Raw genomic sequence first — 26,874 nt, forward strand, 5'->3', positions numbered from 1 at the left:
GTGACTTCGGCCCCACCCAAGAGTCGGCGGCGCGTCGGCTCCCTCGAGGTACTGCTGCTCGGCTTGATCGTGCTGGCGTCGTCGGCCGGGGTGGTCAGCGGCTTCGTCGCCAACAGCTCGGCGTTGCGGACCTCCGCGACGGTGTTCTGCGGAGTCTTCGTCCAGGCCCTTCCGTTCTTGGTGCTCGGTGTGGTGGTCAGCGGGTTGATCGCGGCGTTCGTCAGCGCCGAACGACTGCAGCGGTGGCTGCCCCGTCGGCCGGCCCTGGCGGTGGCCGTGGCCGGCGTCGGCGGTGCCGCCCTCCCCGGATGCGAATGCGGTTCGGTTCCGGTCGCCAGGAGGTTGTTCGGCCCGGGCACCAACGGTGCGGCCGCGCTGACCTTCATGCTGTCGGCGCCCGCGATCAATCCGGTGGTGCTCGTCGCGACGGCAGTGGCGTTCCCCGGGCAGCCGGCGATGGTGCTCGCGCGGTGCGTGGCCTCGCTGGTGACCGCCGTCGTCATGGGTCTGCTGTGGTCGCGCTTCGGCAAGGACGAGTGGGTGACGCGTGATCTGCCCGAGGCGGCGCCCGACGGATCGTCGAGGTGGGTCGTGTTCACCGAGGCGGCGCGGCACGACTTCTTGCAGGCAGCGTCGTACCTGGTGGTGGGGGCGGCCGCGGCGGCGGCACTGCACGTGCTGGTGCCTGCGTGGATGTTCGAGCATCTCGCGGGCCACCTCGTCGTCGGGGTGGTGACGATGGCTCTGCTCGCCGCGGTCCTGGCCCTGTGCTCGGAGGCCGACGCGTTCGTCGTCGCGAGCCTGACGATGGTTCCGCTGGTGCCGCGGTTGGTGTTCCTCGTGGTCGGCCCGGCGTTCGACGTGAAGCTGTCGGCGATGCACGCGGGTATGTTCGGCCGCCCGTTCGCGGTGCGCTTCGGGCCGGCCACGTTGGTCGTGGCGAGCGTCGTCGCGACCATCGTCGGATTGGCGATCCTGGGTGGTGGCGCGTGAACCGGAGCACGCAGAACCTGGTGCTGTTGCTCGTCGGGCTGAGCACCGCGGTGATGCTGGTCAAGGGCACCTATCTGAACTACGTCAAGCCCGGCCTGCTGCCGTGGCTGGCAGTGGCGTCGGCCGCGCTGGTGGTACTCGGCGCGGTCTCCATCGCGCGCGATCTCCGCCAGGCCTCGGCCCACGACCACGACCACGACCACGACCACGATGAGCACGGTCACCGGCACCAACCGTGGCTGGGTTGGCTGCTGTTGATCCCCATCGCCATGGTGGCCTTCGTCGTCCCGCCTGCGCTCGACGCCCGCGGTGCGACCCCGGCGGCCGTGAGCGCACCGCAGCGGCGTGCCTTTCCGCCGCTGCCCCCCGGTGACGCGCCGACGGTGTCGCTACCCGAGGTGGTGATGCGGGCCGCCGCCGACTCGACGAATTCCCTTGCCGGACGGTCGATCACACTGACCGGATTCACGCTGCACCAATCGGGAGGCGTCGACCTTGGGCGCGTGGTGATCGTGTGCTGCGCGGCCGACGCGCAGCTCGCCCGCGTACACCTGACCGGACCGGAGGCGTCGACCGCCGCCGAGCACCCCGAGGACACCTGGTTGAAGATCGAAGGTCAGATCGTGCCAGGGTCATCCCATGCGAACGACGGGTACATCCCGACCATGACGGTCACCAGCGTCACGCCCGTCGAGAAGCCGGCCAACACCTATGCCTACTGACGTCACCGGATTCGCCGACGAAGGCTTCGGTCCGGTCGCCGACGCGTTCGCCGACAACTTCCGTCGCGGACCGGAGATCGGTGCCGCGTGCGCGGTGCACCACGACGGCCGGCTGGTGGTCGACCTGCACGGCGGCGTCGCCGACGCGCACACCGGGCGGCGGTGGACGGCCGACACGCTGACCGTCGGCTTCTCGGTCACCAAGGGGCTGATGGCGCTGTGCGGTTACCTTGCGCATCAGCGTGGGCTGCTGGACTTCGACGCCCCCGTCACTTCGGTATGGCCGGAGTTCGCCGCAGGGGGCAAGCAGGACATCGTGATTCGCGACGTGTTCGCCCATCGCGCGGGTCTGATGGCACTCGACGCCGATTTAACCCTGGACGACGTGCTGGCCTGGGATCCGGTGATCCGCGCGATCGAGGCGCAGCGCCCGCTGTGGACCCCGGGCACGGCGTTCGCCTATCACGCGCTGACGTTCGGCTGGCTCACCGGCGAAATCCTGCGCCGGGCGACCGGGATGATGCCGGGAGCGCTGCTGCGTGCGTACTTCACCGATCGACTCGGGGTGGACGCCTGGATCGGAGTGCCTGCGGACGTGGAGCACCGGGTGGCCCGGATGCACGCCCCACGATCGCGCCTGCTGAGGACCGGCTACCGCGCGATGCCGGCCATCCTGCGGCGCATCGGAAAGGGGCCCGCCGTCCGCGCCGTCACCCTGGGTTCGGCATTTCCGTTCTCGTTGATCGACGGGTGTGCGGGGGACTTCAACACCCCAGCCGTGCACGCCGCGCAGATTCCCGCCGCCAACGGCATCCTCGACGCTCGCGCTCTGGCGACGATCTACGCCTCGGCGGTGGCCCCCGTGACCGGCGCGCCCCTGCTGTCCGAGGCGTCGATCGCCGACGCGGTCACCGTGCGCTCGGTGGGCGACGGCTGGTCGGCCGCGCTCAGCCCGCCGGGAATCCGCTTCTCCACGGGGTTCCTGGTCGACGGAATTCCGTTTCGCCCGTTGCTCTCGAAGTCGTCGTTCGGACACGACGGCGCCAGCGGCAGCCTCGGCTTCGCCGACGCCGAGAGCAGGACGGGCTTCGGCTACGTCAACAACCTCATCGCGCCGCGTGATCACCGCGCGAACAACCTGTCCGCGGCGCTGCGACGGTGCCTCGGTCTCTAGCGCGTCGGACCGTACCGGCACCATGTACTTCATGGTGACCCGCGAGCAGGCGCAGACCATCCTCGAGCAGCTGGCCGGGCCCCAGGCCGTCCTGCGCGACGATCAGTGGACCGCAATCGAGGCACTCGTCGTGCAGCGCCGCCGCGCGCTGGTCGTGCAACGCACCGGCTGGGGCAAGTCGGCGGTGTACTTCATCGCCGCCAAGCTGCTGCGGGCCACCGGCCACGGCCCGACGGTAATCGTCTCGCCGCTGCTGGCGCTGATGCGCAACCAGGTACAGGCGGCCGACCGGGCCGGCGTCCGTGCGGCCACCATCAACTCGAGCAACGTCACCGATTGGGCCGACGTCCACGAGCGAGTGCGCACCGGTGACCTCGACGTGCTGCTGGTGAGCCCAGAGCGGTTGAACAATCCAGACTTTCGCGACCAGGTGCTGCCCGCCCTGGCACACGACGCCGGGCTGGTGGTCGTCGACGAGGCGCACTGCGTGTCGGACTGGGGCCACGACTTCCGGCCGGACTACCGCCGCATTCGCACACTGATCGCCGAGCTGGGCACCGACGTCCCGGTGCTCGCCACCACGGCCACCGCCAACGACCGCGTGGTCGACGACGTGGCGAGCCAGCTCGGGGTGGGTGGCCGCGCACGTGAGGAGCAAGATGGGGCTCAGGACACGCTGGTGTTGCGCGGTGGGCTGGACCGCGAGTCGTTGCGGCTGTCGGTCGTCAAAGCGGGCAACCCGGCCCAGCGTGCGGCGTGGCTTGCCGCGCATATCGATTCGCTGCCGGGTTCGGGAATCGTCTACACACTGACCGTGGCGCAGGCCAACGACGTCGCGGCACTGTTGCGCGATCAGGGACACCCCGTCGCGGCCTACACCGGAGCCACCGAGACCTCCGAGCGCGAGCAGCTCGAAGCCGACCTGTTGGGCAATCGCGTCAAGGCGTTGATCGCGACGTCGGCCCTTGGAATGGGTTTCGACAAGCCGGATCTGGGATTCGTCGTGCACCTGGGTGCGCCGTCCTCGCCGATCGCGTACTACCAGCAGGTGGGCCGCGCGGGCCGCTCGACGGCCAGTGCCGAGGTGGTGCTGTTGCCGGGTCACGAAGATCAGGACGTGTGGCGCTACTTCTCGTCGGTCGCATTCCCGTCGGAGGCCATGGTGCGCAACGTGATCGACGCACTCGAGCCCGAGCGGCCGCAGTCCACGCCCGCGCTGGAACCGCTGGTCGACCTGGGGCGGACCCGGCTGGAGATGGTGCTCAAGGTGCTCGACGTCGACGGTGCGGTGCGGCGGGTGAAGGGCGGCTGGATCGGCACCGGCGTGCCGTGGGAGTACGACGAGGCCCGTTATCGAAAGCTCGACGAGGCCCGCAAGCGCGAGCAACAGGCGATGCTCGACTACCAGGTCACCGAGGGCTGCCGGATGGCCTTCCTCCGGGGTCAGCTCGACGACCCGGAACTCGGCGACGGTGAACGGTGCGGTCGTTGCGACAACTGCACCGGCAAGCGGTACGACGCCTCGGTAGACCCCTCGTCGGCGGAGGACACCCGCCAGCGGTTGATGCGCCCTGGCGTCGAGATCGCGCCGCGCAAGCAGTGGCCCTCCGGCCTGGCGAAGCTCGGGGTCCAGCTGAGCGGCAAGATCGGCGACGGTCCGGAGCCGGGGCGGGTCATCGGACGGCTGACCGATCTGGGTTGGGGGGCGCGGCTGCGCCGCCTGCTCGACGAGCCGGACGCCGAGGTGCCCCAGGAGGTGGTGCAGGCGGCGGTGAAGGTACTGGCGTCGTGGAACTGGACGACCCGGCCGACCGCCGTGCTCGCAATGGACTCCGATCGACACCCGGTCTTGATCGGTTCGCTGGCTCGAGAGCTGGCGCGGCTCGGGCGGTTGACCGACCTCGGGACGCTGCAGTACGCGCCGGAGCGCCGACCGGTGACGGCTGCCAACTCCGCCTACCGCGTGGCGTCGCTCGACGGTGGTTGGCTCGCACCAGATCCCGCTGTCATCGCCGGTGCGGGTGGGCCTGTGTTGTTGGTCGACGACATGACCGACACCGGCTGGACCATCACCATGGCGGCGCGCGTCGTCAGGTCGGCGGGGGCGTCGGAGGTGCTGCCGTTCGCGCTGGCCAGCACCAGCTAGTGCCCGCCGGGTTCGCGTTCGTCTTCGCGTTCGCGTCGGACGCGGTCCGCGTGGTCTTGGGGGCGGGTGGTGCTGCGCTGCGGCATGGTGAGCCCGGCCGTGTGCGGCGTGGGTCGTCCGTTCGTCGTGACCGTGGCGGTGGGTCTAGATAGTTCGGGCAACAGCAGCCGGCTGCCCGGTGTGGTGACGAACTCTCGTCCGTCGGGTGCGGTCCAGATGACGGTGCCGTCCTCGAGTTGTCTGTCGCGCCAACCATTCTCACCACCCCAAAAGGTCTTGAGCAAGTGGTGTCGACGGCAGACGCACTTGAGGTTGGACGCGGCAGTCGGTCCGTGCGGCCACGGAATCGTATGGTCGATGTCGGTCTGGGTGGCGGGCACGCGGCAGCCCGGGAAGCGGCAGGTCATGTCGCGGCAGCGAATGAAGTCGGCCAGCTTCTTGGATGGTCGGTACCGGTTCTCCGGCGGGGCTTGCCCGGGGTGCACGATCCGGGTGATGGTGGCCCCAATGGCGGCGCGGCACGCGACGGCACCGGGGAGGAATTGGCCTCCCATCATCGCCGCGGGGCGTAGCTTCGCGAAGTATCCGGGTGCCGGGGTGAGGGCCTCGGTAAGGGTGAGGTCGCGAAGGGGCTTGTCGAAGAGCGGTGGCTCTTCCCCGTCGATGGCGGCTCGCTCATCGGCCGCTGAGGAGGGAGTGGGCCTGGTCGGCGGCGACTCGCCCTGAGGCGCAAGATCATCGGATTTCGGCGAGGCATCTGCTTTGTCGAGGGCTGGCGCGGTGGACTCCTCGGCGTCGGCCTCTTTGGGGGCTTCCGGTCGCGGCGCGGGGCTCTCGGGCCGTGGCGCAGGCGGCTCGGACTCGGGCGTCGCGGTCGGATCAGCCAACGTCTCTTCGCTGGCAATAACGTAGACCACCACGCCGGTGGCGGGCGGGTTCTGCGCGGCCGCGCAGTCATCGGCGCCGCACAGGCACGCCATGCGGTCGGTCCCGATGGCCCCGATGGCGTCGGCGCGGAGTTGGTCGGCGGTTCGGGGGTCGGCCGGGCACACGGTGGCGGCCAGGTTCTTCAATCGTGTTTCGAATGCCTTGGCGTCGTGGGCGAACAGGGTGGCCAACACCGTGGCCATTCCGCTGCCGTCCTCCTCGATGTGCACCTCCACCGACCGGCCTCGGGCCTTCGTCTCGCTGCGGCGCACGGCGTGCGGGTCGACCTGGTGGACGAAGACGTCGATGGCCTTCTCGGTCTTGTCGACCGACCTCGGTTCCCAGTCGCCGAATGCCTCAGCCAGCAGGCCGTCGAGTGCACGTAGGGCGTCGGGGTCGATGACCAGGGCCCCGCGGTGCACGACAGTCTTCACCAACGCATACGTGATCAACCCCTCGGCGAACACCGCGGCCACGCGGGGGAACCGGTCGTGCAACGCCACCGCGATCAACAGTTGGTGAGAGGCCGTGCCGGGGGTGATGTTCTGGGCGGCGCCGATGTGGGCGGCGACGGCGTCGAGGTTGTCCAGGCACCACTGGTCGCGATCGGCGGACCCGGACAGCGCATGGGCCTCGTCGAGCATGGCGGCCATCGTCGCGACCCGGTGAGCGCAGGCCGCGTTCTCCACTCGCGACCACGTCGACAGGGCCCCGGCGCCGCGGGTGCCGGTCGTCGCGTTGACCAGATCGTCGAACATGAACCCAGTTTAGGCCTCACCACCGACGAAAGTTGTTCTGCTACATGCATTCTGTGGATGAACGCCGCAGTGTGGACAACTCCGCCCCGGGCCCCGGAAATGTCGGTGGCGAGTGCTAGACGAGCCCGCCCAGCTGCGCGGTCAAAACCTGCGCACTCGCGATCAGACTGCGCGCACGCTTGGTGATCTCGGTATCCGTCAGCGCCCGACCGATCTGAAGTGACATCACCATCGCCTGCCTGCGGTGGTGATCGAAGACGGGGGCGGAGATGACGCTGATGTCATGCCGCCTCGACCGCCCCGGCCCAGCCGCCGACACCTCACTGCTGAGGTAGACCCGCTCGCCGATGTCGGAGATCATCTCGCCCAGCAACGCGCGCAATTCCTGCGGCATGGTGCTCGACATGCCGGCCATCAGGGCGTAGAGCCGACGCCCACTGGGGGTTAGCCGCTCGACCAGATACCCCTCCCGCCGGCATTCGGTCACCACCCGGTCGAGGCGTTCGGAGTCGGTGCGCAGCGGAATGGTCGGCTCCTTGGCCAGCCAACTGCGCAGCGCCTCGTCGTCCCACAGCACGAACATCAACCCGACCGGTGGGGCGAATGGATAGCTTTGGCCCACCCGCACCCCGACGTCCGCGCTCTGCGAGCCGACCAACTCCAGCAGGGTGATGCGGTCGTCGATCACCGCGGACAACGCGGCGGTGGTGTCGTAGGCAGAGGCCAGACGGGTCAATTCGTCACGCGCTGTGGGGCTCACGCGCATCGACTCCTGTGCGGTGTGTCCAAGGGAGATGAGACGCGGTCCCAGGCGGTAGGTCTTGTCCTGGCCGTCGCGGATCAGGTAGTCGGAGTCGACCAACGTGGTCAGGATGCCGAGGCAGGTCGGCTTGCTCAGCTCGACACGGCGGGCCAGATCGGACAACCCGAACCGATCGTGCGGATGCCGCGCCAGGAAGTCGAGGATCGCGATGACCCGTTGCGTCGGGGGTGACGTCCTGTCGGTCACGAGGCCGCCCTCCTGCACGTTGACTCGAATTGGAACACGTTCTAGTGTCAGGTCGGTAAATGTACCAGGTCGGTCCAATAATGGACCGCTGATGCATCGGGATCACCGGGAGGCCGCAGTTCACATGTACGCACAGCCGTTGGCCGACGCCATAGCAGAGGCCGAGAAGCTCGTCGCCGCAGCGCCATTCATCGAATCCGAGGCCGACCTGCTCGAGGGACTGCAGTACCTCGCCGGCTGCATCTCTGGCTGCACCCACGTCGCATTCGACTACGACAGGGACCACCCGTTCCTGCACAGCGGCACTGGGCCGTTCACCAAGATGGGGCTGGACAATCCCGACACCATGTACTTCGGCACTCGGGTTCAGCCCGGGCACGAGTATGTCGTGACCGGCACGCGCGGTACCACCACCGACGTCAGCTTCCAGTTGCTGGGTGGCGAGTACACCGACTCCGAAGTACCCGACAGCGAGACCGCCTTCGACGACCGCAAGCTCGACATCGCCTCCGACGGCACCTTCGAGTGGCGCTTCACGCCAGCCACGCCCGCGCAGTTGGTAATCCGCGAGGTCTACAACGATTGGTCCGCGAAGCGGGGCACCTTCGCCATCGCCCGCACGGACACCGAAGGCACGGCACCACCGGCGTTGACCAAGGAGTTGATCGAAAAGCGCTACGCCGTCGCCGGCAAGCAACTGGTGCAACGCGTCAAGACGTGGCTGCAGTTTCCGCAATGGTTCTACACCGACGCCCCCGCCAACTCCATGGTCTCACCGCGGCTGACCCCCGGTGGCCTGGCGACGCAGTACTCCTCCGCCGGACAGTTCGACTTGGCGGAGGACCAGGCGCTGCTCATCACCCTGCCCGTCACCGATGCGCCCTACCTCGGCTTCCAGCTGGGCAGTCTGTGGTACATCTCGCTGGACTACATCAACCATCAGACCTCACTCAACGGCACGCAGGCGCAGGCAGATCCGGACGACAAGATTCGCATCGTCGTCTCCGACCGCAATCCGGGCGTCGTCAACTGGGTGGAGACGCTCGGCCATCGGAAGGGCTATCTGCAGTTCCGCTGGCAGCGGGTGTCCCGTCAGCTGACCGAGGCCGACGGACCCACCGTCGAGCTGCTCGACGTCGCCGACGTCCCCAGCGCGCTCCCGTACTACGACGACAACCGGATCTCCGACGACGACTGGAGGGCGCGAATTGCCCTTCGGCAGCGCCAAATTGGCGAAAGGATGGTGGGATAGCATGGCCGGACTTCTCGAGGACAAGGTCGTCGTCATCAGCGGTGTCGGACCCGCGCTGGGGACGACGCTCGCCAGGCGGTGCGCCGAACAGGGGGCCGATCTGGTTCTCGCCGCGCGCACCGTGGAGCGGCTCGACGACGTCGCCAAGCAGGTCACGGACCTGGGCCGCCGCGCTCTGTCGGTGGGCACCGACATCACCGACGAAGCTCAGGTGGGCAATCTCGTAGAGCAGTCACTCTCGGCCTACGGTCGAGTGGACGTGTTGGTCAACAACGCATTTCGCGTGCCGTCGATGCGGCCGCTGGCCGACACGACCTTCGAGCACATGCGGGACGCAATCGAGTTGACGGTCTTCGGCGCCCTGCGCATGATTCAGGGCTTCACCCCGGCATTGGCCGAGTCGAAGGGGTCGATCGTCAACGTCAACTCGATGGTGGTCCGCCATTCTCAGGCCAAGTACGGGGCGTACAAGATGGCGAAATCGGCCCTGCTGGCGATGTCGCAATCCCTGGCTACCGAGCTTGGTGACGACGGCATCCGCGTCAATTCCATTCTGCCGGGCTATATCTGGGGCGGCACACTGCAGGGCTACTTCGAACATCAGGCAAGCAAGTACGGCACCACCGTCGACGACATCTACAAGGCGGCAGCGGTCAACAGCGACCTCAAGCGGCTGCCCACCGAGGATGAGGTCGCCTCGGCGATCCTGTTCATGGCGAGCGATCTGTCCAGCGGCATCACCGGCCAGGCCCTCGACGTCAACTGCGGGGAGTACAAGGCATGAGGACCAACGTGGGAACGGTCGACGACCTTCACGCTTCGGCGGTGAAGGCCTGTGGGCTCGAGGACTTCGGGGTGGACGACGACAACTATCGCGAAGCCCTTGGCGTGCTGCTGGATTCGTTCGCCCGCGACGCCGAACTGACCGAATTCGGCAGCAAGATGCAACGCTTCTTCGTCCGCAACGCCCTGGTGGCCAGGCTGGTGTCGGAGGCGGCCTTCGAGCAGTACCCGCAGCACGTGGACGTGCCGGTCGAGCGTCCGATCTTCGTCACCGGGCTGCCGCGCACCGGAACCACTGCCATCCACCGCCTGCTGACCGCCGATCCCGCGCACCAGGGGCTCGAGCTGTGGCTGGCCGAGTTCCCGCAGCCCCGGCCGCCGCGCGAGACCTGGTCGGACAACCCGGTGTTTCAACGGCTCGACGCGCAGTTCAGCAAGGCGCACGAGGAGAACCCGGACTACACCGGACTGCACTACATGACGGCCGACGAAGTGGAGGAATGCTGGCAACTGCTCCGCCAGTCATTGCACTCGGTCTCCTACGAGACGCTGGCGCACGTACCTACCTACTCGCGATGGCTTTCCCAGCAGGACTGGACCAAACCCTATGAGCGTCATCGGAAGAACCTCCAGCTGATCGGGCTGAACGACGCCGACAAGCGCTGGGTGTTGAAGAATCCAAGCCACCTGTTCGCCCTCGACGCACTGTTCGCCACGTACCCCGACGCGTTGGTGGTGCAGTGCCATCGGCCTGCCGAGACGATCATGGCGTCGATGTGCTCGCTGGCGCAGCACACGACCGAGGGCTGGTCGACCGTCTTCACCGGTGACGTCATCGGACAGGACTCCCTGGAGACCTGGTCGCGTGGGCTCGAGTTGTTCAACGCCGAGCGGGCCAAACACGATGCGGCGCAGTTCTACGACCTGGACTACTTCGAGTTCATCAAGGATCCGATCCCAGTCGTCGAGAAGATCTACCGGCAGTTTGGGCTCGAATTCACCGACGCCGCACGGGAGTCGATGATGGCGATGCACGCCGAGAGTCAGCAAGGTCCGCGGGCGCCCAAGCACACCTACTCCCTGGCCGACTATGGGCTGACCGACGAGCAGGTCAAGGAACGCTTCGCGGGGCTGTAGCCGAGAAGTGGACTAGCCGTCGCCGGGTGACGGTGCGGTCGACTGCTCCTCGAGACAACCCTCGGCGACGGCGTGGCGGATGCTGTCGGTGAGTCGGGGGCACGACCGGGCGCGACTGCTGTCTCCGCCGGAGGCCCGCACCTCGGCGAACGTTGCGCAGCGCGCGGTGGCCTCCGAACTCCACTGCACGGCGGTGTGTTGCGGACCAAGCTTCTTGACGGCCACGGTGACGTGGCAGAACCGGCAGTCGACCGGGACCAACCCGGCCGTCAGGTAGCGCTCGCGGTCCCGCGCGGACGCCTCCTTCACGGCCGCCGCGCGGGCCGGGTCGGAGGCGAAATCCGGTGCCTTCGACCAGGTTCCGGCAGCTCGACCGTCCGCGGCGGGATGCTCGTCGTCATCATGACCGAGGAGGGAGAGCATGGAGCGCGCCAGCTGGTCGGCATCCGGCGCGTCGGTCATGTCGCCGGCTGTTCCTCCGCGCGTTTGCGCAGATTCTCGTCGACTTCCACGGCCCACTTCTCGTTGGCCGCCGTGGTGTCCACCTCGATTTCGAACCGATCGGTCATGTCGGCGGTGACGTCGGCGACGTCGACGTAGAACTGCTGGTACCACCGGCGCATCTGGTAGACCGCGCCGTCCTCTTCGACCAGGAGCGGATTGTCGATCCGGGTCTTGTGCTTCCAGATCTCCACGTCCTGCAGGAAGCCCTTGCTGACGCCCTCGGTGAACGCCTTGGACAGCTTCTCGGTCATCTTCTCGTCCATGCCCTTGGGCTTCTCGACGATGACGCCCCACTGCAGGACGAACGAATCCTGTGTGACGGGGTAATGGCAGTTGATCAGGATGGACTCGGCCTTGAAGCCGCCGTAATTGTTGTGCAGCCAGTTGATCATGAACGACGGGCCGAAGTACGACGCCTCGGAGTCGAGATGCGCCTCGCCGTAGGCGGTGCCGAGGTCGTCGACGTCGGGCCTGCCCACGTTGTGCAGATACTGCGAGGCGACGTGGCCCTCGAAGACGTTCTTGAAGTACGTCGGCAAGCCGAAGTGGATGTAGAAGAAGTGCGCCATGTCGGTGACGTTGTCGATGATCTCGCGGCAGTTGGAACCCTCGATGAGCATCGAGTTCCAGCGCCAGTCCGTCCAGTCGGCGCTGCCGTACTCGGGCAGCTCCGGGATGCGCAGCTCCGGCGGCGGTGGATTGCCCTCGTGGTCGTGCCAGACGTAGAGCAGCCCATTGCGGACGTCGGTCTCCCAGGCGCGCGTGCGGGCCAGCCGAGGGGTGCGCTTGGCGTAGGGCACCAGCTTGCACTTGCCATCGCCGCCCCACCGCCAGTCGTGGAACGGGCAGGCGACCTCGTCGCCCTTGACCGTGCCCTGCGACAGGTCCCCGCCCATGTGGCGGCAGTAGCCGTCGAGGATCTTGAGGTCACCGTGCGAATCGGCGAAGACCACCAGCTTGGTGCCGAATATCTCGACCGAGTGCGGCGAGCCGTCGGCAAAGTTGGCGACCGGTCCGAGGCAGTGCCAACCCCGCGCGTAGCGGTCCGGCAGAGCTCCGGTGTCGATCTCGCGAATGTTCGCGGACACCGCGGTTGTCTCGGTACTCACGGTTGGCCTCCCGTTCGATTGCCCTCTAACTAGAACACGTTACAGTTTTCGGCGCAGTACGCGCAATGTGAGTGTCGCTGGCTGAGGTATATCTAGACGATGCCGCTGTTTGCCTTCGAAGGCCGGTCACCCGTCGTGGACCCCGGTGCCTTCGTGGCTCCGACCGCCACCCTGATCGGCGACGTCCACGTGGCGGCGGGTGCATCGGTGTGGTTCAACGCCGTGCTCAGGGCCGACTTCGCTCCCATCATCGTCCGCGAGGGTGCCAACGTGCAGGACTGCAGCGTGCTGCACGCACCGCCGGGCATCCCGGTGGACATCGGACCCGGTGCGACCATCGCGCACGCCTGCGTCATCCACGGCGTCCACGTCGGCCAGGAGGCGGTCATCGCCAACCACGCGACCGTGCTCGACGGGGCCGTGGTCGGCAGGCGCAGCCTGGTCGCCGCGCATTCCCTGGTCACCGGCGGCACCAAGATTCCCGACGAGGTGTTCGTCACCGGATCGCCGGCCAAGGTCCGCGGCCCGATCGCGGGCACGGGCGCCGAACTATGGGTCGACGCCAATCCCGCGGCCTACCAGGAGCTGGCGCGGCGTTACCTCGACGGTCTGGAGCCGATCGACCCGTAGGTCTACTTCGCGTCGGGCAATCCGACTCGAAGGGCGATCTGCTGCATCTTCGCGACGTTGGTCACGAACTGACTCGTCGTGTCGTCACCGACCGCGCTCTGGAACTCCAGCCGGACCAACGCCTTGCCTTCGGCGAAGAAGATCAGCGTGATCGCCTTGTCCTGGTCGGGCGCCGTACCGGACACGACCACCCCGTCGGTGCCGACGGGGAACGGCTGCGGTTGGCCGCCCGTAACCAGCGTCGGCAGGGTGCCTGCCGCCTGCTTCAAGGTGGAAGTGGCCGTCGCCGCGTCCGGATAGACCATGAAGGTGTCGATGATCGCCCGGTTGTCATCCCCGTTGACGAAGAAGGCGCTGGCACCCGGGCTGCCGTCGGGCTGCGACTCCCGCGAGCGCTCTACGAACGTGTCTTCGGCGTCGGTGAGGTCGGAAGCCGTCAGGAGCAAGCTGCGGTAGTCGACGTCGGCCGACGCCGCAGTCGTCGTCGACGTGGTCGGCGCGTAGGGGATGGTCGGCAGGGTGGGCGCAGTGCTGCTCTGCGCGGTCGTCCCGCTGCCGTTGTCGGGGGGCGTACAACCGCCGACTCCGACGACCAGGACGGTCGACACGACGGCGAGGAAGAACGTGGGCAGGAGCGCGCGCGGGTTGGAGAACGACATCCCCCTCCAACCTACGCGTCACCGCTTGTCGGCCGACACCACCCACATCGAGTAGTACTGCGAACCGCCGCCGTACGCGTGACCCATGGCCTTGCGGGCGCCGTCGACCTGATGGTCCCCGGCCTTGCCCATCACCTGAATGGCCGACTCGGCGAACCGGATCATGCCCGAGGCGCCGATCGGGTTGCTCGACAGCACGCCGCCCGACGGGTTGAACGGGATGCGCCCGCCGATCGCCGTCTCGCCGGCTTCGGTGAGCTTCCAGCCCTCGCCCTCGGCGGCGAAGCCGAGATTTTCCAACCACATCGGCTCGAACCACGAGAAGGGGACGTACACCTCCGCGACGTCGATCTCGTCGATGGGGGAGGTGATGCCCGCGTCGCGCCACAGGGCGGCGGACGCGTCGCGGCCGGCCTGCGGGTTGACCTGGTCGCGGCCGGAGTATGCGAGCGGTTCGGTGCGCAATGCGGTGGCGTGGATCCACGCCACCGGGTGGCCGTCGGCTACGCGCCGGTCGGAGGTTTCCTCGTCGCCGATGACCAGCGCGCAGGCGCCGTCGGACGACGGGCAGGTCTCGTCGAAGCGGATCGGATCCCACAGCATCTGCGACGCCATCACCTTCTCCAGGGTGATGTCTGGCTGGTGCAGGTGGGCCAGCGGGTTCTTCGCCCCGTTGAGCCGGTCCTTCACCGCGACCATCGCGCCGATGTGGTTCGGTGCGCCCGAGCGGCGAATGTAGGACCGAATGTGCGGGGCGAAGTAACCACCCGCGCCCGCGCCGACCGGCTTGGTGAACGGCACCGGAATGCTCAACGCCCACATGGCGTTCGACTCCGACTGCTTCTCCCACGCCATCGTCAGCACCCGCCGGTACTTGCCCGACTGCACCAGACTGGCCGCCACGATCGCGGTCGACCCGCCGACCGAACCGGCGGTGTGCACCCGGATCAGAGGCTTACCCGTCGCACCCACGGCGTCGGCCATGAAGAGCTCGGGCATCATGACGCCCTCGAAGAAGTCGGGTGCCTTGCCGACCACGACGGCGTCGATGTCGTCGAAGGTCGAGCCGGAATCCTCCAGAGCGCGGTCGATCGCCTCGCGGACGAGGCCGTTCATCGACACGTCCTTGCGCTTGGCGACGTACTTCGTCTGCCCGGTGCCGAGCACCGCCGCGCGTTGTCCCGCCATGTTATTTGCCCTCCATGACCGCGACCAGATTCTGTTGCAGCGCAGCGCCACTCGTCGCATGCGCGAGCACCCGTCTGGCGCTGCCGTCGAAGATGTGCCGGGCCGCGAAGCCGATGCGCTCCAAGCCCGTCGAGAACATGGGGTTGGCTGCCAGCGCTCCGCCCGACGGGTTCATCCGGGTCGACCCGTTCAGCCCGATCGCTTCGGTGAGGATCAGCTGCTGGTGGCTGAACGGCGCGTACAGCTCGACGACGTCGATCGAGCCCAGGTCACCGCCGGTGGCCGCCGCGGCGGACGCCGCAGTCGACGGCGAGGTGGTGAGGTCACGGGCGCCGAGGACGGGAGTCTCGATGCGGTGCTCGAAACCCGTTATCCAGGCCGGGTTCTCGCGCAGCTCGCGCGCTTTGTCGCCGGAGGCCAGCACGACCGCCGACGCGCCGTCGGTGATGGGGGCGATGTCATGGCGGCGCAACGGATCGGCGAAGTACGGCCGCTCCAGCAGCTCTTCGACGGTGGACGCCGATTCGAGCGAGTCGGTGCGCGGCGCGGCGTTCATGGCGTCCAGTGCTACCTGCGCCATCTGCTCGGCGGTCCACTTGCCCGAGTCCAGTCCGAGGCGGGCTTGCAGACCGGCGGTGGACACTGCGTCGGGCCACAGCGGTGCCACGGTGTAGGGGTCGGTTTGCAGGGCCAGGACCCGGCGCAGCACGCCGGCCGAGGACTTGCCGAAGCCGTACACCAGCGCCGTCTCGACCGACCCGGTCAGGATCTTGATGTACGCCTCGTACAGCGCCCACGCGGCGTCCATCTCGACGTGCGACTCGTTGATGGGCGGCACGGCACCGATGGAGTCGATGGCCGAGAGGAAGGAGAATGCCCGCCCGGCCAGGTAATCGGAGGAGCCTGAGCACCAGAACCCGATGTCGGTCTGCTCGATGCCCAAGTCCGCGTACAACTCGGCGAAACACGGCATGAGCATCTCGACGCCGTTGGTGGTGCCGTCGGTGCGTCGCACGTGCGGGGCATGGGCGAATCCGACCACTGCTACTTCAGTCATGCGCCGCCCTTACTGGTGGTGCTTGTAGGTGTCGTAATCGGCGTCGGGCTCGCCCGTCGGCCGGAAGTAGTCGATGTTGTCGATGCCAAGTCCCCACTCCTCCTTGGGCTTCCACACTGCCTCCACCCGCATGCCCATGCGAACGTCGGCCGCGTCGATCTCGGTGACGAGGTGCAGGAACGGGATGTCCGCACCGTCGAGCAGCACGTACGCCGCGACGTAGGGCGGTTTGATGCGCTGTCCCGCGAAGGGGATGTTGATGATGGCGAACGTCGTCACCGTGCCCTTGTCGGCGAGCTCGACGAACTCGGTCAGCTGCTGCCCCGTGGCCGGATCCGCTTCGCGCGCAGGGAAGTAGACCTTTCCGCCGGGTGTGCTGGCGCCGACGAGCTTGCCCTCCTCCAGCGCGCGCAGGAAGGTGCTCTCCGGTTGCGACGCGGTGTGCTGAATCTCGATCTGCGACGGGACGACGATCATGGTGATGGGCTCGCGGTCGTCGGTCTGCTCGGGCACGTCCTCGGGAGTGTCGCCCAGTTCGAAGTACGCGATGTCGGTGATCGCGCCGACGGGCTCGTCGGCCCAATGGACGTGCACCCGTGCGCCCGTCTGAATTCCGGCGGGTCCTGCCGCTCCGACGTCGACGGCGTGGATCAGCGGGGTGTCGGCGCCGTCCAGCTTGACCAGCGCCCAGGCGAACGGACGATCCAGCGGCTGACCGTCCAACGGATCCGGCTGCCACGCCCACGACATCACGGTTCCGACGCTGGCCACCGGTACGATCTCGGTCAGCCGCTCGTAGGTGACGGGGTCGAACTCGGCAGGCGGCACCAGCACCCGGCCGTCCGATCCGCGCACCCCGACGACGCGCCGTCCGCGCAGTTCGGTGAAGAACCGACCGAGGACGTCGCCGACTGAACGGGTGTAGTCGAATGAGAGTTTGAGAGGAGCCGAAAGAGGCGGCTCGTGCTCATCGATACTGGCCGGGCTACTTTGGCTGGCGCTCACGCATCGAGTAGAACAGGTTCTAACAATCGTCGCAAGAATGTCCCGAAAGGCGAGCTCGTGAAACTCGGACTGCAACTCGGATACTGGGGCGCGCAACCGCCGACCAATCACGCCGAACTCGTCGCGACTGCCGAGGAAGCGGGCTTCGACACCGTCTTCACCGCCGAGGCATGGGGTTCGGATGCCTACACCCCGCTCGCGTGGTGGGGTCGCGAGACGACCCGGATGCGGCTGGGTACGTCGGTGGTGCAGCTGTCGGCGCGCACGCCCACGGCGTGCGCGATGGCGGCCCTGACCCTCGACCACCTCTCCGGCGGACGGCACATCCTCGGACTCGGCGTCTCCGGCCCGCAGGTCGTCGAGGGCTGGTACGGGGCCAAGTTTCCCAAGCCGCTGGCCCGCACCCGTGAGTACGTCGACGTGCTGCGCCAGGTCTGGGCGCGCGAGGCTCCGGTGCACAGCGACGGCCCGCACTACCCGCTGCCGCTGACCGGGGAGGGCACCACCGGCCTCGGGAAGAACCTCAAACCAATCACCCATCCGCTGCGCGCGGACATCCCCGTGATGCTCGGTGCCGAGGGCCCCAAGAACGTCGCGCTGGCTGCCGAGATCTGCGACGGATGGCTGCCGATCTTCTACTCACCGCGGATTGGTGCGATGTACGACGAGTGGCTCGACGAGGGCTTCGCCCGGCCGGGCGCGCGGCGCACGCGTGAGACGTTCGAGATCTGCGCGACGGCGCAAGTGGTGGTCACCGACGACCGGCCCGCGGTGATGGAGTTGATGAAGCCGCATCTGGCGCTCTACATGGGCGGAATGGGTGCCGAGGACACCAACTTTCACGCCGACGTCTATCGGCGGATGGGCTACGCCGAGGTGGTCGACGACGTCACGAAGCTGTTCCGCAGTGACCGCAAGGACGAGGCGGCGAAGATCATCCCCGACGAGCTCGTCGACGACTCCGCGATCGTCGGTGACCTGGCCTACGTGAAGGAGCAGATCTCGGCGTGGGAGGCGGCGGGGGTCACCATGATGGTCGTGGGCGCCCGTTCGTCGGAGCAGATCGAGGATCTCGCCGCGCTGGTGTAGACACTTCTTGCTAAGTGTCTAGAACGCGTTCTAGATTTGGCGCGTGACCGACCACACCATCGCAGGATCAGTCGTGAAGATGCCCGTCCGCATCCGGGCCGCGACGCAACACATGGCGATGTTCTCGGTGGACGCCGACGCGGCGCAGAAGATGATCGACTACAGCGGTCTGCAGGTGTGCCGCTACCGGCCACGGCGCGCCGCCGTCGTCCTGATGCTCATGCACTACGTCGACGGTGATCTCGGGCAGTACCTCGAGTACGGCACCAACGTGATGGTGAACCCGCCGGGGTCGGATGCCACAGGCCTCAAGGCACTGCAGTCTGCGGGCGCCTTCATCCATCACCTGCCCGTCGACGGCGCGTTCACGTGCGAGGCGGGCAGGACGATCTGGGGCTATCCAAAGGTGCTGGCGGACTTTACGATTAGGGACGGCCGCCGCTTCTCCTTCGACGTGACGATCGACGGTCAATTCGCGGTGGGGATGGACTTCCGTACTGGCCTTACCGTGCCGTCGGCACTGACGTCGAAGACCCAGGTGCACCCGACCTACTCCCACCTCGACGGTGTCACCAGGGAGACCGCGGGGGAGATGAGGCTGTCCGGCGTCCGGTACCGGCCGGGTGGAGTGCGGGTCCGGCTTGGCCAACACCCCTACGCCGCGGAGCTGGCGTCGCTAGGGTTTCCGACACGCGCGATGGTGTCGAGTTCCGCCGCCAACGTCGAGATGACGTTCGCCGATGCCAAGGAGATCGCATGACTCAGGTCCTGCCCGACGTCGACTTCACCGACGGCACCTTCTACGCCGACGGTGGCGCACGGGAGGCCTACCGGTGGATGCGGGCCAACCAGCCCGTGTTCCGCGACCGCAACGGGCTGGCCGCCGCGGCCAGCTACCAGTCCGTGCTCGACGCCGAACGCAACCCCGAATTGTTCTCCAACACCGGTGGCATCCGGCCCGAGACGCCGGGCATGCCCTACATGATCGACATGGACGATCCCGCACATGTGTTGCGGCGCAAGCTCGTCAACGCCGGATTCACCCGCAAGCGCGTCATGGACAAGGTGCCGTCGATCGCCACGCTCTGCGACACCCTGATCGACTCGGTGTGCGAAGCGGGGGAGTGTGACTTCGTCCGCGACATCGCCGCACCGCTGCCCATGGCCGTCATCGGCGACATGCTCGGTGTGCTGCCCGAGGAACGGGGCATGCTGCTCGAGTGGTCCGACGACCTGGTCAAGGGTCTCAGCTCCCACATCGACGAGACCTCGGCTCAGGCCATGATGGAGGCCTTCGCCGGCTACACGGCGTTCACGATGGACATCATCGGCAAGCGGCGGGCCGAGCCGACCGAGGACCTGTTCTCCATCCTGGTCAACGCCGAGGTCGAGGGCCAACGGATGGCCGATGACGAGATCGTCATGGAGACCCTGCTGATCCTCATCGGTGGTGACGAGACGACCCGGCACACCCTCTCCGGGGGCACCGAACAGCTTCTGCGACATCGTGATCAGTGGGACGCGCTGGTGGCGGATGAGCGCTTGCGCGAAGACCAGGAGGCCGGGCCCGGGCTCCTTCCTTCGGCGATCGAGGAGATGTTGCGCTGGACGTCACCGGTGAAGAACATGTGCCGAACGTTGACGGCAGACACCACCTTCCACGGCACGGAGCTGCGGGAGGGCGAGAAGATCATGTTGATGTTCGAGTCCGCGAACTTCGACGAGGCCGTGTTCGGGGATCCGGATTCGTTCCGGATCGATCGAACCCCCAACAGCCACCTGGCCTTTGGCTTCGGCTCCCACTTCTGTCTCGGAAATCAACTGGCGCGCCTGGAACTGTCGATGATGACCAAGCGCGTGCTGCAACGACTTCCCGACTTGCGTTTGGCCGACGACGCGACGGTGCCGCTGCGGCCGGCCAACTTCGTCAGCGGGCCCGAGTCGATGCCGGTGGTGTTCACCCCAACTGCGCGCGTGCTCGAGTAGCGGCGCTCACCGACGAGCGGCGAGCGATCGCCGTGCCGATGCGGTGCAAGATCGTCGCCGGAGTGTCGTCCGCGGTCACCCTGATGACGATCCACCCGAGGTCGCCAAGCTGCTCGGTCCGGCGAATGTCGCGCGTCATCTGCCGGCGGTCGGTCCAATGGTGCTCACCGTCGTACTCCACGGCGATCTTCCAGTCTTCCCAACCCATGTCTACGCGCGCGACGAGTTGGCGGTACTCGTCGAGAACCGGTATCTGAGTGCGCGGACGCGGCAGCCCCGATCGCACGATGAGGAGTCGCAGCCAGGTCTCTCGGGGTGATTCGGCGCCGGCGTCGACGAGGTCGAGGGTGGCTCTGGCGCGACGAATTCCATTGCGCCCGCGGTAGCGGTCCACCAGCAGTTCGACATCGGCTGCCTGGAGGCGAGTGGCCCTGGCCAAGGAGTCGATCGCCGGGACGGCGCGGTCGGTCGGCTGACGACTCGCGATGTCGAGGGCAGTGCGCGCTGCGGTGGTCACACGGATGTCGTCGATGACCTGGATCTCGTCGTCGCCGATGCATCCGCCCAGGTCTGCAGCCCTCTTGGTCGGTGTCGATTGGGGTAGATCAACTGTGCAGGCGCCGCGGAATCCACCCACTTCGCCCCGTGCAGTGCCGCTGCCGATCAGCCGGCAATGATGCCGCGACGTCGCGACCACAGATGCGCCGCCCGTGCCTTCGTGTGCGCCGTGACCGGAACGTCTGCCGCCACGTACACCCCGGGAAAGAGGATGGTGTGATTCGTGCGCAATCGGTGCGACGTGAGGCGACCGGCATCGAGTGCCTCGCGACCGATGAACGGCTGTCCCATGGCCGGAGTCTGCCGACGGGCACCGACATTCGGCGGTCGTGAACCCTCTGCGGTGAAGTGGCCGTGAAACCGCAGAGGATTCACGAGCACGGCGCTCAGGCGGGATTGATCTCCTCGAGGTTGCGGCGCGACGTCTTCGGGCCCACCCACGCGACGGAAGCCGTCGCGATCGCCAGCGCCCCGAGCACGACGCCGAACATCGCCGTGGCGCCGTAGTCGTCGAGCACGGGAATCAGCACGAATGGGAGTGCCGCACTTGACAATCGCGACAGCGAGTACGTCAACCCGACGGCCGTCGCCCGCACGTCGGTGGGGAATATCTCTGCCTGATAGACGTGGTAGACGTTGGAGAACACATTGCTGGTGGCCGTGGTCAAGAAGCCGAACACCACGATCAACACCGTCTGGGGCACCGTGGCGAACAGCAATCCGAAGGCCGCCAGCGCCCCGATCGACGCCATCACGAGGTATTTGCGCTCGAACCATCTCAGCAGCGGTATGGCCAGCACCGAGCCGACGGGATAACCGAGGTAGGACAGCGAGGTGTAGAGCAGCGAGGTGGTCACGTCGTAACCGCGGCTGACCAACACCAAGGCGGCGAGCGTGCCGAACCCGTAGTAGCCGAACGACTGAAAGACGTGGAACACCGCCAGCATGCCGAGCCGCTGGCGGTAGGGCGAGATGCCAAGCCGCTGCCACGGTTTGGTGGTCCCGACGGGCGTCGTGGAGGCCGGCTCGCGGGGCGGGGCGGTCACCGTCGCCGGCGTCGGGTTCGTCTCGAACCGGCGCAGCGCTGCCATCGCTTCGTCGGACCTGCCGACGCCGGCCAGCCACCGTGGCGACTCCGGCAGGCCGCGGCGCAGCAGCATCACCGCCACGGCGCCGACAGAGCCGATCACCAGGAGCACGCGCCACCCGGGGATGCCGAGCAGGGAGTGCTCCGTGAGGCCGAGCGACATGAAGCCCAGTACGGGCACCGCGACGAACGAACACGTGTACGCCCACGCTGCCAGCCGACCGCGATCGGACTTGGGGAGCACGTCGGACAGATAAGCGTCGGCGACGGGATACTCCGCGCCGACGCCGAGGCCGGCCAGGAACCGGGTCGCGACCAGCATCAGGGGGCTGACGGAGAACGCGCCGATCAGGCTCCACAGAGAGAACCAGATCAGGTTGAACAGGAAGGCTCGGCGTCGGCCGATGCGGTCGGCAAGCCCGCTGAGCAATGCCGAGCCGATGAACATGCCGAGGAACGTCGAGGACAGCAGCAGCTTGAGCTCCGTGCCGCCAAGGGCGTACTGCGTCTTGAGGGTCGTGCTGATGGTGCTCGACAGGAAGATCTCGTAGATCTCGAAGAACAATCCGAGGCCGACCGCGACGACCACCCTGCGATGCATGGGGCCGACCGGTAGGTCGTCGAGTCGTCGGCCGATGTCGGCGAGCAGCGCGTCGTTCGTCTGAGCCACGCGCCCATCTTGCGCTACTTCATCTGGAAGTTCGGAGCCCGTTTCTCCTTGAACGCGAGCGGACCTTCCTTGGCGTCGGCGGACATGAACACGCCGATGCCGATCTTGGTGTCCACCTGGAAGGCGTCGAGCTCGTGCATGCCCTCGGTGTCGTGGATGGACTTCAGGATGGCCTGCACCGCCAGCGGCCCGTTCGCGTTGACCAGCTCGGCGATCTCGAGCGCCTTGTCCAGCGCCGACCCGTCGGGCACCACGTACCCGATCAAGCCGTAAGAAAGCGCCTCGGCGGCCGTGATGTGGCGCCCGGTCAGCAGCAGGTCGCAGGCGATCGTGTACGGGATCTGGCGCGGCAGCCGCACCGCGGACCCGCCCATCGGGTACAGGCTCCACTTCGCCTCGGAGATGCCGAACTTGGCGCTCTCGCCGGCGATGCGAATGTCCGTGCCCTGCAAAATCTCCGTGCCGCCGGCGATCGCGGGGCCCTCCACGGCGGCGATCAAGGGCTTGGTCAGCCGTCGACCCTTCAGCAGTCCGTCGATGCGCGTGGGGTCGAAGCCGCCGCTCTTGAAGGAGTCACCGGGTGGCGCCTTGGTCGCGGCCTTGAGATCCATGCCCGCGCAAAAGTAGCCGCCGGCCCCGGTCAGAATGCACGAACGGATCTCCGGATCGGAGTCGACGCGGTCCCACGCCTCGACCATTATCGAGAGCATCTCAGTCGACAGCGCGTTGCGCGCCTCCGGCCGGTTCAGTGTCAGGATCAGCGTGTGTCCGCGCTGCTCAATGAGTGCATCGGGCTCATTCTTGGGCTCGGTCACGGGGATCTGCCTTTCAGCGTCGGAGCTTGTCACACTGGGTCACTTGAAAGAAAATGTAACAGGTTCTAGTTTAGGTCTCGTGGCCCTGAATATCGCCGACCTAGCCGAGCACGCGATCGATGCCGTGCCAGACCGCGTCGCCCTGATCTCCGGTGACCAGCGACTCACGTACGCGGAGTTGGAGGAGAAGGCCAACCGGTTCGCGCACTATCTGATCGACAACGGCGTTCAGAAGGACGACAAGGTCGGCCTCTACTGCCGCAACCGCATCGAGATCGTCATCGCGATGCTGGGCACCGTCAAGGCCGGCGCCATTCTGGTGAACGTCAACTTCCGCTACGTCGAGGGCGAGCTGAAGTACCTCTTCGACAATTCCGACATGGTCGCGCTGGTGCACGAACGGCGCTACTCCGATCGGGTGGCGAACGTGCTGCCCGAGACGCCGAAGGTCAAGACCATCCTGGTGGTCGAGGACGGGACCGATGACGACTACCAGCGGTACGGCGGCCTGGAGTTCTACGCGGCGCTCGAGCAGGGATCACCCGAGCGCGACTTCGGTCCGCGCAGCGAGGACGACATCTACTTGCTCTACACCGGTGGCACCACCGGCTTCCCGAAGGGCGTCATGTGGCGCCACGAGGACATCTACCGGGTTCTGTTCGGCGGCACCGACTTTGCCACCGGCGAGCCCATCGCCGACGAGTACGACCTCGCCAAGGCCGCGGCGGCGAATCCGCCCATGATCCGGCTGCCGATCCCGCCGATGATCCACGGCGCCACTCAGTCGGCCACGTGGATGTCGCTGTTCTCCGGTCAAACGGTGGTGCTCGCACCGGAGTTCGACGCCGACGAGGTGTGGCGAATGATCCACGAGCACAAGGTCAACCTGCTGTTCTTCACCGGTGACGCGATGGCCCGGCCGCTGCTCGACGCGCTGCTGGCACATGAGGAAAAGGAGGCCGAGGGTTCCGATCAAATCGACCTGTCAAGCCTGTTCCTGCTTGCCAGCACCGCCGCGCTGTTCTCCACCAGCCTGAAGGAGAAGTTCCTCGAGCTGCTGCCCAACCGGATCATCACCGATTCGATCGGATCGTCGGAGACCGGGTTCGGCGGGACCAGCATCGTGGCCAAGGGGCAGTCGCACACCGGCGGTCCCCGGGTCACCATCGACAAGAACACCAAGGTGCTCGACGAGGACGGCAACGAGGTCGTCCCGGGTTCGGGTGTGCGCGGCATCATCGCCAAGTGTGGCCACATTCCGGTCGGGTACTTCAAGGACGAGAAGAAGACCGCCGAGACATTCCGCACGTACAACGGTGTGCGGTACGCGATTCCGGGCGATTACGCTGAGGTCGACGCCGACGGCAGCGTTACGATGCTGGGCCGTGGGTCGGTGTCGATCAACAGCGGCGGCGAGAAGATCTATCCCGAAGAGGTCGAGGCCGCGCTCAAGGGTCACCCCGACGTGTTCGACGCACTGGTGGTCGGGGTTCCCGACCCGCGCTTCGGGCAGCACGTCGCGGCCGTCGTCCACCCCAGGGAGGGCACCCGCCCGACGCTGGCCGAACTCGACGCCTTCGTGCGCACCGAGATCGCCGGATACAAGGTGCCGCGCAGCCTGTGGCTCGTCGACGAGGTGAAGCGGTCCCCAGCGGGCAAGCCCGACTACCGCTGGGCCAAGGACACCACAGAGGAACGGCCGGCCGACGACGTTCACGCCAAGCATGCAGGAGCAACCACGTGAAAACCGAACTGTGCCAACGTTTCGGCATCGAGTACCCGATCTTCGTCTTCACGCCATCGGAGAAGGTGGCTGCCGCCGTCACCCGCGCCGGCGGTCTCGGCATGCTCGGGTGCGTGCGGTTCAACCAGGCCGACGACCTCGAGCGGGTCCTGCAGTGGATGGACGAGAACACCGACGGCAAGCCGTACGGCGTGGACATCGTCATGCCCGCCAAGGTGCCCACCGAGGGTACCGCGGTCGACATCGACAAGCTCATTCCGAAGACGCATCGCGAATTCGTCGACAAGACGCTCGCCGACCTCGGAGTGCCGCCGCTGCCCGACGACGAGGCGAAGTCCGAAGGCGTTCTGGGATGGCTTCATTCGGTCGCCAGGTCGCACGTCGAGGTGGCACTCAAGCATCCGATCAAGTTGATCGCCAACGCGCTGGGTACGCCGCCGAAGGACGTCATCGACCAGGTGCACGAGGCCGGCGTTCCGGTGGCGGCGTTGGCGGGGAGCGCCAAGCATGCGCTGCGGCACCGCGACATCGGGGTCGACATCGTCATCGCCCAGGGGCACGAGGCGGGCGGCCACACCGGCGAGATCGCATCGATGGTCCTGGTCCCCGAAGTGGTCGACGCCCTCGACGGCACGGCTGCGGTATTGGCCGCCGGCGGCATCGGGACCGGCCGACAGGTGGCGGCGGCGTTGGCCCTCGGCGCCCAAGGCGTGTGGATGGGCTCGGCGTTCCTCACCGCGGCCGAATACGACCTCGGTGTGCGTGGCTCGTCGGGTGTGTCGGTCATCCAGGAGGCGATGCTCGCCGCGACCTCGAGTGACACCGTCCGTCGAAAGATCTACACCGGCAAGCCCGCTCGGCTGTTGAAGTCGCGGTGGACCGAGGCATGGGACGCCGAGGGTGCACCCGAACCGCTGCCGATGCCGCTGCAGAACATCCTCGTCAGCGAAGCCCACCAACGCATGAACGAGGCGAAGGACCCCACCGCGGTCGCCATGCCCGTCGGTCAGATCGTCGGGCGGATGAACGAGATCCGCCCGGTGGCCGACATCATGGCCGAACTGGTCAGTGGTTTCGACGAGGCCACCAGACGCCTGGACGGCATGCGCGGCTAGCCGATCGTGGTGTCGCTGTCGATCTTCTCGGTCGCCGAGGCCAGCACGTCGCCCGCCGCGTCGGGTCCGTCGGCGTTGAGCTGCAGCACGTACAGACCGTCGGCGGTCGGAATCACGACCGTCTTCTGAGCGATGAACCGCGTCCCGCCGTCCCGCGTGTAGGTGCCGCCGAGCACGTAGCCCGGGTAGTCGCCCAGGGTGCTGGTCTCACCTTCGTTGCCCGGCTTGTAGCCCGGCAAATTCTCGAGCTCGCCCGGCGCCAGGTCGATGATCTTCTGGGGGTCGACGTCGCCGCTCAGCTTCGACATGAGGGCGACGACGTTGGGCGGATCGGCCTTGAATTCCGGACCGTCGAAGACGATCGCGCCATAGGCGTAATCGGGCGTCTCCTCCGGCTTGAGGGGCCGCCACCCGTCCGGAACGGGGAGGTTCACCGCGGGAGCGTTGGGATCGCCCATCTTGACGCCCGTCTCCTGGATGCCGTTCTCCTTGATGTAGTCCGCGATCGTCTGATGCGGGCCCGCGGCCTGCCCGGGATTCTCGGTGGAACTGCGCGTCGTGGAGGTGGCCGACGACGTCGGCGTCGAGGAGCTGCTGGACGCGGTGGTCTCGTCGTCCGAGCCGCAACCGGACAGCGCGACGCAGAGGGCGGTGACGGCCGCGGCCACACCGACGAGTGCCGAAGTTCTCATGCCTTGACTCCTGTGTTCGGATACTTCGCGCGTGAAGAGTGCTGGCGAGCGGTGGGCTGTCGGAG

The 26,874-nt window shown here is 67.2% G+C and carries 24 protein-coding genes and 1 pseudogene; 13 read left to right on the top strand and 12 right to left on the bottom strand.

All coding sequences use genetic code 11. The features are described 5' to 3' along the window. The 4 genes from H7K45_RS00285 to H7K45_RS00300 are packed head-to-tail and all read left to right on the top strand — an operon-like array spanning position 1 to position 5,035. Entirely contained in the window at positions 1-993 is a 993-nt protein-coding gene (locus H7K45_RS00285; protein ID WP_263993704.1) for a permease, read from the top strand. Continuing rightward, the gene (locus H7K45_RS00290) at positions 990-1,715 is read left to right on the top strand and encodes a TIGR03943 family putative permease subunit (protein WP_263993705.1); all 726 of its coding nucleotides are present in this window, start codon (positions 990-992) and stop codon (positions 1,713-1,715) included. The genes H7K45_RS00285 and H7K45_RS00290 overlap by 4 nt, the downstream gene beginning before the upstream one ends. After that, positions 1,705-2,889, top strand: a complete 1,185-nt coding sequence (locus H7K45_RS00295; RefSeq protein WP_263993707.1) for a serine hydrolase domain-containing protein — start codon at positions 1,705-1,707, stop codon at positions 2,887-2,889. The genes H7K45_RS00290 and H7K45_RS00295 overlap by 11 nt, the downstream gene beginning before the upstream one ends. Before the next feature lie 31 nt (positions 2,890-2,920). Then, entirely contained in the window at positions 2,921-5,035 is a 2,115-nt protein-coding gene (locus H7K45_RS00300) for a RecQ family ATP-dependent DNA helicase (protein WP_263993708.1), read from the top strand. On the opposite strand, the gene H7K45_RS00305 is transcribed toward H7K45_RS00300, so the two are convergent. Together H7K45_RS00305 and H7K45_RS00310 are read right to left on the bottom strand one after the other, a co-directional pair. After that, positions 5,032-6,720 carry a DUF222 domain-containing protein gene (locus H7K45_RS00305; RefSeq protein WP_263993709.1) on the bottom strand — a complete coding sequence of 563 codons (1,689 nt, stop codon included), beginning with the start codon at positions 6,718-6,720 and terminating at the stop codon, positions 5,032-5,034. The two genes, H7K45_RS00300 and H7K45_RS00305, sit on opposite strands and share 4 nt — an antisense overlap. A 115-nt stretch (positions 6,721-6,835) precedes the next feature. Next, complete coding sequence (locus H7K45_RS00310; protein WP_263993710.1) at positions 6,836-7,729, bottom strand: IclR family transcriptional regulator; 894 nt, start codon at positions 7,727-7,729, stop codon at positions 6,836-6,838. Positions 7,730-7,853: 124 nt separating this feature from the next. Between H7K45_RS00310 and H7K45_RS00315 the strand changes: the two genes are divergently transcribed. The 3 genes from H7K45_RS00315 to H7K45_RS00325 are packed head-to-tail and all read left to right on the top strand — an operon-like array spanning position 7,854 to position 10,901. After that, a complete protein-coding gene (locus H7K45_RS00315; RefSeq protein ID WP_263994218.1) occupies positions 7,854-8,981 on the top strand; it encodes a hypothetical protein in 1,128 nt (375 codons plus the stop codon). A gap of 1 nt (position 8,982) precedes the next feature. Next, positions 8,983-9,765 carry an SDR family oxidoreductase gene (locus tag H7K45_RS00320; protein WP_263993711.1) on the top strand — a complete coding sequence of 261 codons (783 nt, stop codon included), beginning with the start codon at positions 8,983-8,985 and terminating at the stop codon, positions 9,763-9,765. Beyond that, a complete protein-coding gene (locus H7K45_RS00325; RefSeq protein WP_263993712.1) occupies positions 9,762-10,901 on the top strand; it encodes a sulfotransferase family protein in 1,140 nt (379 codons plus the stop codon). The genes H7K45_RS00320 and H7K45_RS00325 overlap by 4 nt, the downstream gene beginning before the upstream one ends. Before the next feature lie 12 nt (positions 10,902-10,913). Here H7K45_RS00325 and H7K45_RS00330 read toward each other — a convergent pair whose 3' ends face one another. Together H7K45_RS00330 and H7K45_RS00335 are read right to left on the bottom strand one after the other, a co-directional pair. Further along, on the bottom strand, positions 10,914-11,363 hold the full coding sequence (locus H7K45_RS00330; RefSeq protein ID WP_263993713.1) for a hypothetical protein: 450 nt from the start codon (positions 11,361-11,363) through the stop codon (positions 10,914-10,916). Continuing rightward, a complete protein-coding gene (locus tag H7K45_RS00335) occupies positions 11,360-12,493 on the bottom strand; it encodes a 3-ketosteroid-9-alpha-monooxygenase, oxygenase component (protein WP_372512489.1) in 1,134 nt (377 codons plus the stop codon). Before H7K45_RS00335 ends, H7K45_RS00330 begins: the two co-directional genes overlap by 4 nt. A gap of 120 nt (positions 12,494-12,613) precedes the next feature. Between H7K45_RS00335 and H7K45_RS00340 the strand changes: the two genes are divergently transcribed. Continuing rightward, positions 12,614-13,144: a gamma carbonic anhydrase family protein gene (locus tag H7K45_RS00340; protein ID WP_263993715.1), complete on the top strand. Its 531-nt coding sequence runs from the start codon at positions 12,614-12,616 to the stop codon at positions 13,142-13,144. A 2-nt stretch (positions 13,145-13,146) separates the two neighbouring features. Here H7K45_RS00340 and H7K45_RS00345 read toward each other — a convergent pair whose 3' ends face one another. From H7K45_RS00345 to H7K45_RS00360, 4 genes are read right to left on the bottom strand one after another with little or no spacing between them, the layout of a single operon-like run. Then, positions 13,147-13,803 (bottom strand): hypothetical protein, encoded by a 657-nt coding sequence (locus tag H7K45_RS00345; RefSeq protein ID WP_263993716.1) that lies wholly within the window; start codon positions 13,801-13,803, stop codon positions 13,147-13,149. 18 nt (positions 13,804-13,821) lie between these two features. Next, positions 13,822-14,991 (bottom strand): thiolase family protein, encoded by a 1,170-nt coding sequence (locus tag H7K45_RS00350; protein WP_263993717.1) that lies wholly within the window; start codon positions 14,989-14,991, stop codon positions 13,822-13,824. 1 nt (position 14,992) lies between these two features. Then, positions 14,993-16,048: a thiolase family protein gene (locus H7K45_RS00355; RefSeq protein WP_263993718.1), complete on the bottom strand. Its 1,056-nt coding sequence runs from the start codon at positions 16,046-16,048 to the stop codon at positions 14,993-14,995. 9 nt (positions 16,049-16,057) lie between these two features. Further along, the gene (locus tag H7K45_RS00360) at positions 16,058-17,053 is read right to left on the bottom strand and encodes a Zn-ribbon domain-containing OB-fold protein (RefSeq protein ID WP_263993719.1); all 996 of its coding nucleotides are present in this window, start codon (positions 17,051-17,053) and stop codon (positions 16,058-16,060) included. A gap of 57 nt (positions 17,054-17,110) precedes the next feature. Between H7K45_RS00360 and H7K45_RS00365 the strand changes: the two genes are divergently transcribed. Genes H7K45_RS00365 through H7K45_RS00375 form a run of 3 tightly spaced genes read left to right on the top strand, consistent with a single transcriptional unit; the run spans position 17,111 to position 20,128 of the window. Then, positions 17,111-18,142, top strand: a complete 1,032-nt coding sequence (locus tag H7K45_RS00365) for an LLM class F420-dependent oxidoreductase (RefSeq protein ID WP_263993720.1) — start codon at positions 17,111-17,113, stop codon at positions 18,140-18,142. A gap of 43 nt (positions 18,143-18,185) precedes the next feature. Further along, positions 18,186-18,902: an acetoacetate decarboxylase family protein gene (locus H7K45_RS00370; RefSeq protein ID WP_263993721.1), complete on the top strand. Its 717-nt coding sequence runs from the start codon at positions 18,186-18,188 to the stop codon at positions 18,900-18,902. Next, the gene (locus H7K45_RS00375; protein WP_263993722.1) at positions 18,899-20,128 is read left to right on the top strand and encodes a cytochrome P450; all 1,230 of its coding nucleotides are present in this window, start codon (positions 18,899-18,901) and stop codon (positions 20,126-20,128) included. Before H7K45_RS00370 ends, H7K45_RS00375 begins: the two co-directional genes overlap by 4 nt. On the opposite strand, the pseudogene H7K45_RS00380 reads toward H7K45_RS00375, so the two are convergent. The 3 genes and pseudogenes from H7K45_RS00380 to H7K45_RS00390 form a co-directional block, all read right to left on the bottom strand. Continuing rightward, positions 20,100-20,977, bottom strand: a pseudogene (locus H7K45_RS00380) (DUF559 domain-containing protein). The gene H7K45_RS00375 and the pseudogene H7K45_RS00380 sit on opposite strands and share 29 nt — an antisense overlap. Positions 20,978-21,072: 95 nt before the next feature. Then, positions 21,073-22,443 (bottom strand): MFS transporter, encoded by a 1,371-nt coding sequence (locus H7K45_RS00385; RefSeq protein WP_263993723.1) that lies wholly within the window; start codon positions 22,441-22,443, stop codon positions 21,073-21,075. A gap of 14 nt (positions 22,444-22,457) precedes the next feature. Beyond that, positions 22,458-23,258 (bottom strand): crotonase/enoyl-CoA hydratase family protein, encoded by an 801-nt coding sequence (locus tag H7K45_RS00390; RefSeq protein ID WP_263993724.1) that lies wholly within the window; start codon positions 23,256-23,258, stop codon positions 22,458-22,460. A 79-nt stretch (positions 23,259-23,337) separates the two neighbouring features. Here H7K45_RS00390 and H7K45_RS00395 point away from each other — a divergent pair, with 79 nt between their 5' ends. Together H7K45_RS00395 and H7K45_RS00400 are read left to right on the top strand one after the other, a co-directional pair. Further along, positions 23,338-25,002: an acyl-CoA synthetase gene (locus H7K45_RS00395; protein WP_263993725.1), complete on the top strand. Its 1,665-nt coding sequence runs from the start codon at positions 23,338-23,340 to the stop codon at positions 25,000-25,002. Beyond that, positions 24,999-26,117 carry an NAD(P)H-dependent flavin oxidoreductase gene (locus tag H7K45_RS00400; RefSeq protein WP_263993726.1) on the top strand — a complete coding sequence of 373 codons (1,119 nt, stop codon included), beginning with the start codon at positions 24,999-25,001 and terminating at the stop codon, positions 26,115-26,117. Before H7K45_RS00395 ends, H7K45_RS00400 begins: the two co-directional genes overlap by 4 nt. Here H7K45_RS00400 and lpqN read toward each other — a convergent pair. Next, positions 26,114-26,809, bottom strand: a complete 696-nt coding sequence (gene lpqN / locus H7K45_RS00405; protein WP_263993727.1) for an envelope biogenesis lipoprotein LpqN — start codon at positions 26,807-26,809, stop codon at positions 26,114-26,116. The genes H7K45_RS00400 and lpqN overlap by 4 nt on opposite strands. Positions 26,810-26,874: the final 65 nt, after the last annotated feature.

This window comes from Mycobacterium yunnanensis (assembly GCF_025823185.1).
GTDB lineage: Bacteria > Actinomycetota > Actinomycetes > Mycobacteriales > Mycobacteriaceae > Mycobacterium > Mycobacterium yunnanensis.

What these genes read in the sequence shown, in the direction of transcription:
- H7K45_RS00355 (WP_263993718.1), bottom strand. Translation starts at nt 16,048, where the DNA reads ATGACTGAAGTAGCAGTGGTCGGATTCGCCCATGCCCCGCACGTGCGA.
- H7K45_RS00375 (WP_263993722.1), top strand. Translation starts at nt 18,899, where the DNA reads ATGACTCAGGTCCTGCCCGACGTCGACTTCACCGACGGCACCTTCTAC.
- H7K45_RS00345 (WP_263993716.1), bottom strand. Translation starts at nt 13,803, where the DNA reads ATGTCGTTCTCCAACCCGCGCGCGCTCCTGCCCACGTTCTTCCTCGCC.
- H7K45_RS00320 (WP_263993711.1), top strand. Translation starts at nt 8,983, where the DNA reads ATGGCCGGACTTCTCGAGGACAAGGTCGTCGTCATCAGCGGTGTCGGA.
- H7K45_RS00340 (WP_263993715.1), top strand. Translation starts at nt 12,614, where the DNA reads ATGCCGCTGTTTGCCTTCGAAGGCCGGTCACCCGTCGTGGACCCCGGT.
- H7K45_RS00350 (WP_263993717.1), bottom strand. Translation starts at nt 14,991, where the DNA reads ATGGCGGGACAACGCGCGGCGGTGCTCGGCACCGGGCAGACGAAGTAC.
- H7K45_RS00315 (WP_263994218.1), top strand. Translation starts at nt 7,854, where the DNA reads ATGTACGCACAGCCGTTGGCCGACGCCATAGCAGAGGCCGAGAAGCTC.
- H7K45_RS00295 (WP_263993707.1), top strand. Translation starts at nt 1,705, where the DNA reads ATGCCTACTGACGTCACCGGATTCGCCGACGAAGGCTTCGGTCCGGTC.
- H7K45_RS00305 (WP_263993709.1), bottom strand. Translation starts at nt 6,720, where the DNA reads ATGTTCGACGATCTGGTCAACGCGACGACCGGCACCCGCGGCGCCGGG.
- H7K45_RS00325 (WP_263993712.1), top strand. Translation starts at nt 9,762, where the DNA reads ATGAGGACCAACGTGGGAACGGTCGACGACCTTCACGCTTCGGCGGTG.
- H7K45_RS00300 (WP_263993708.1), top strand. Translation starts at nt 2,921, where the DNA reads ATGGTGACCCGCGAGCAGGCGCAGACCATCCTCGAGCAGCTGGCCGGG.
- lpqN (WP_263993727.1), bottom strand. Translation starts at nt 26,809, where the DNA reads ATGAGAACTTCGGCACTCGTCGGTGTGGCCGCGGCCGTCACCGCCCTC.
- H7K45_RS00330 (WP_263993713.1), bottom strand. Translation starts at nt 11,363, where the DNA reads ATGACCGACGCGCCGGATGCCGACCAGCTGGCGCGCTCCATGCTCTCC.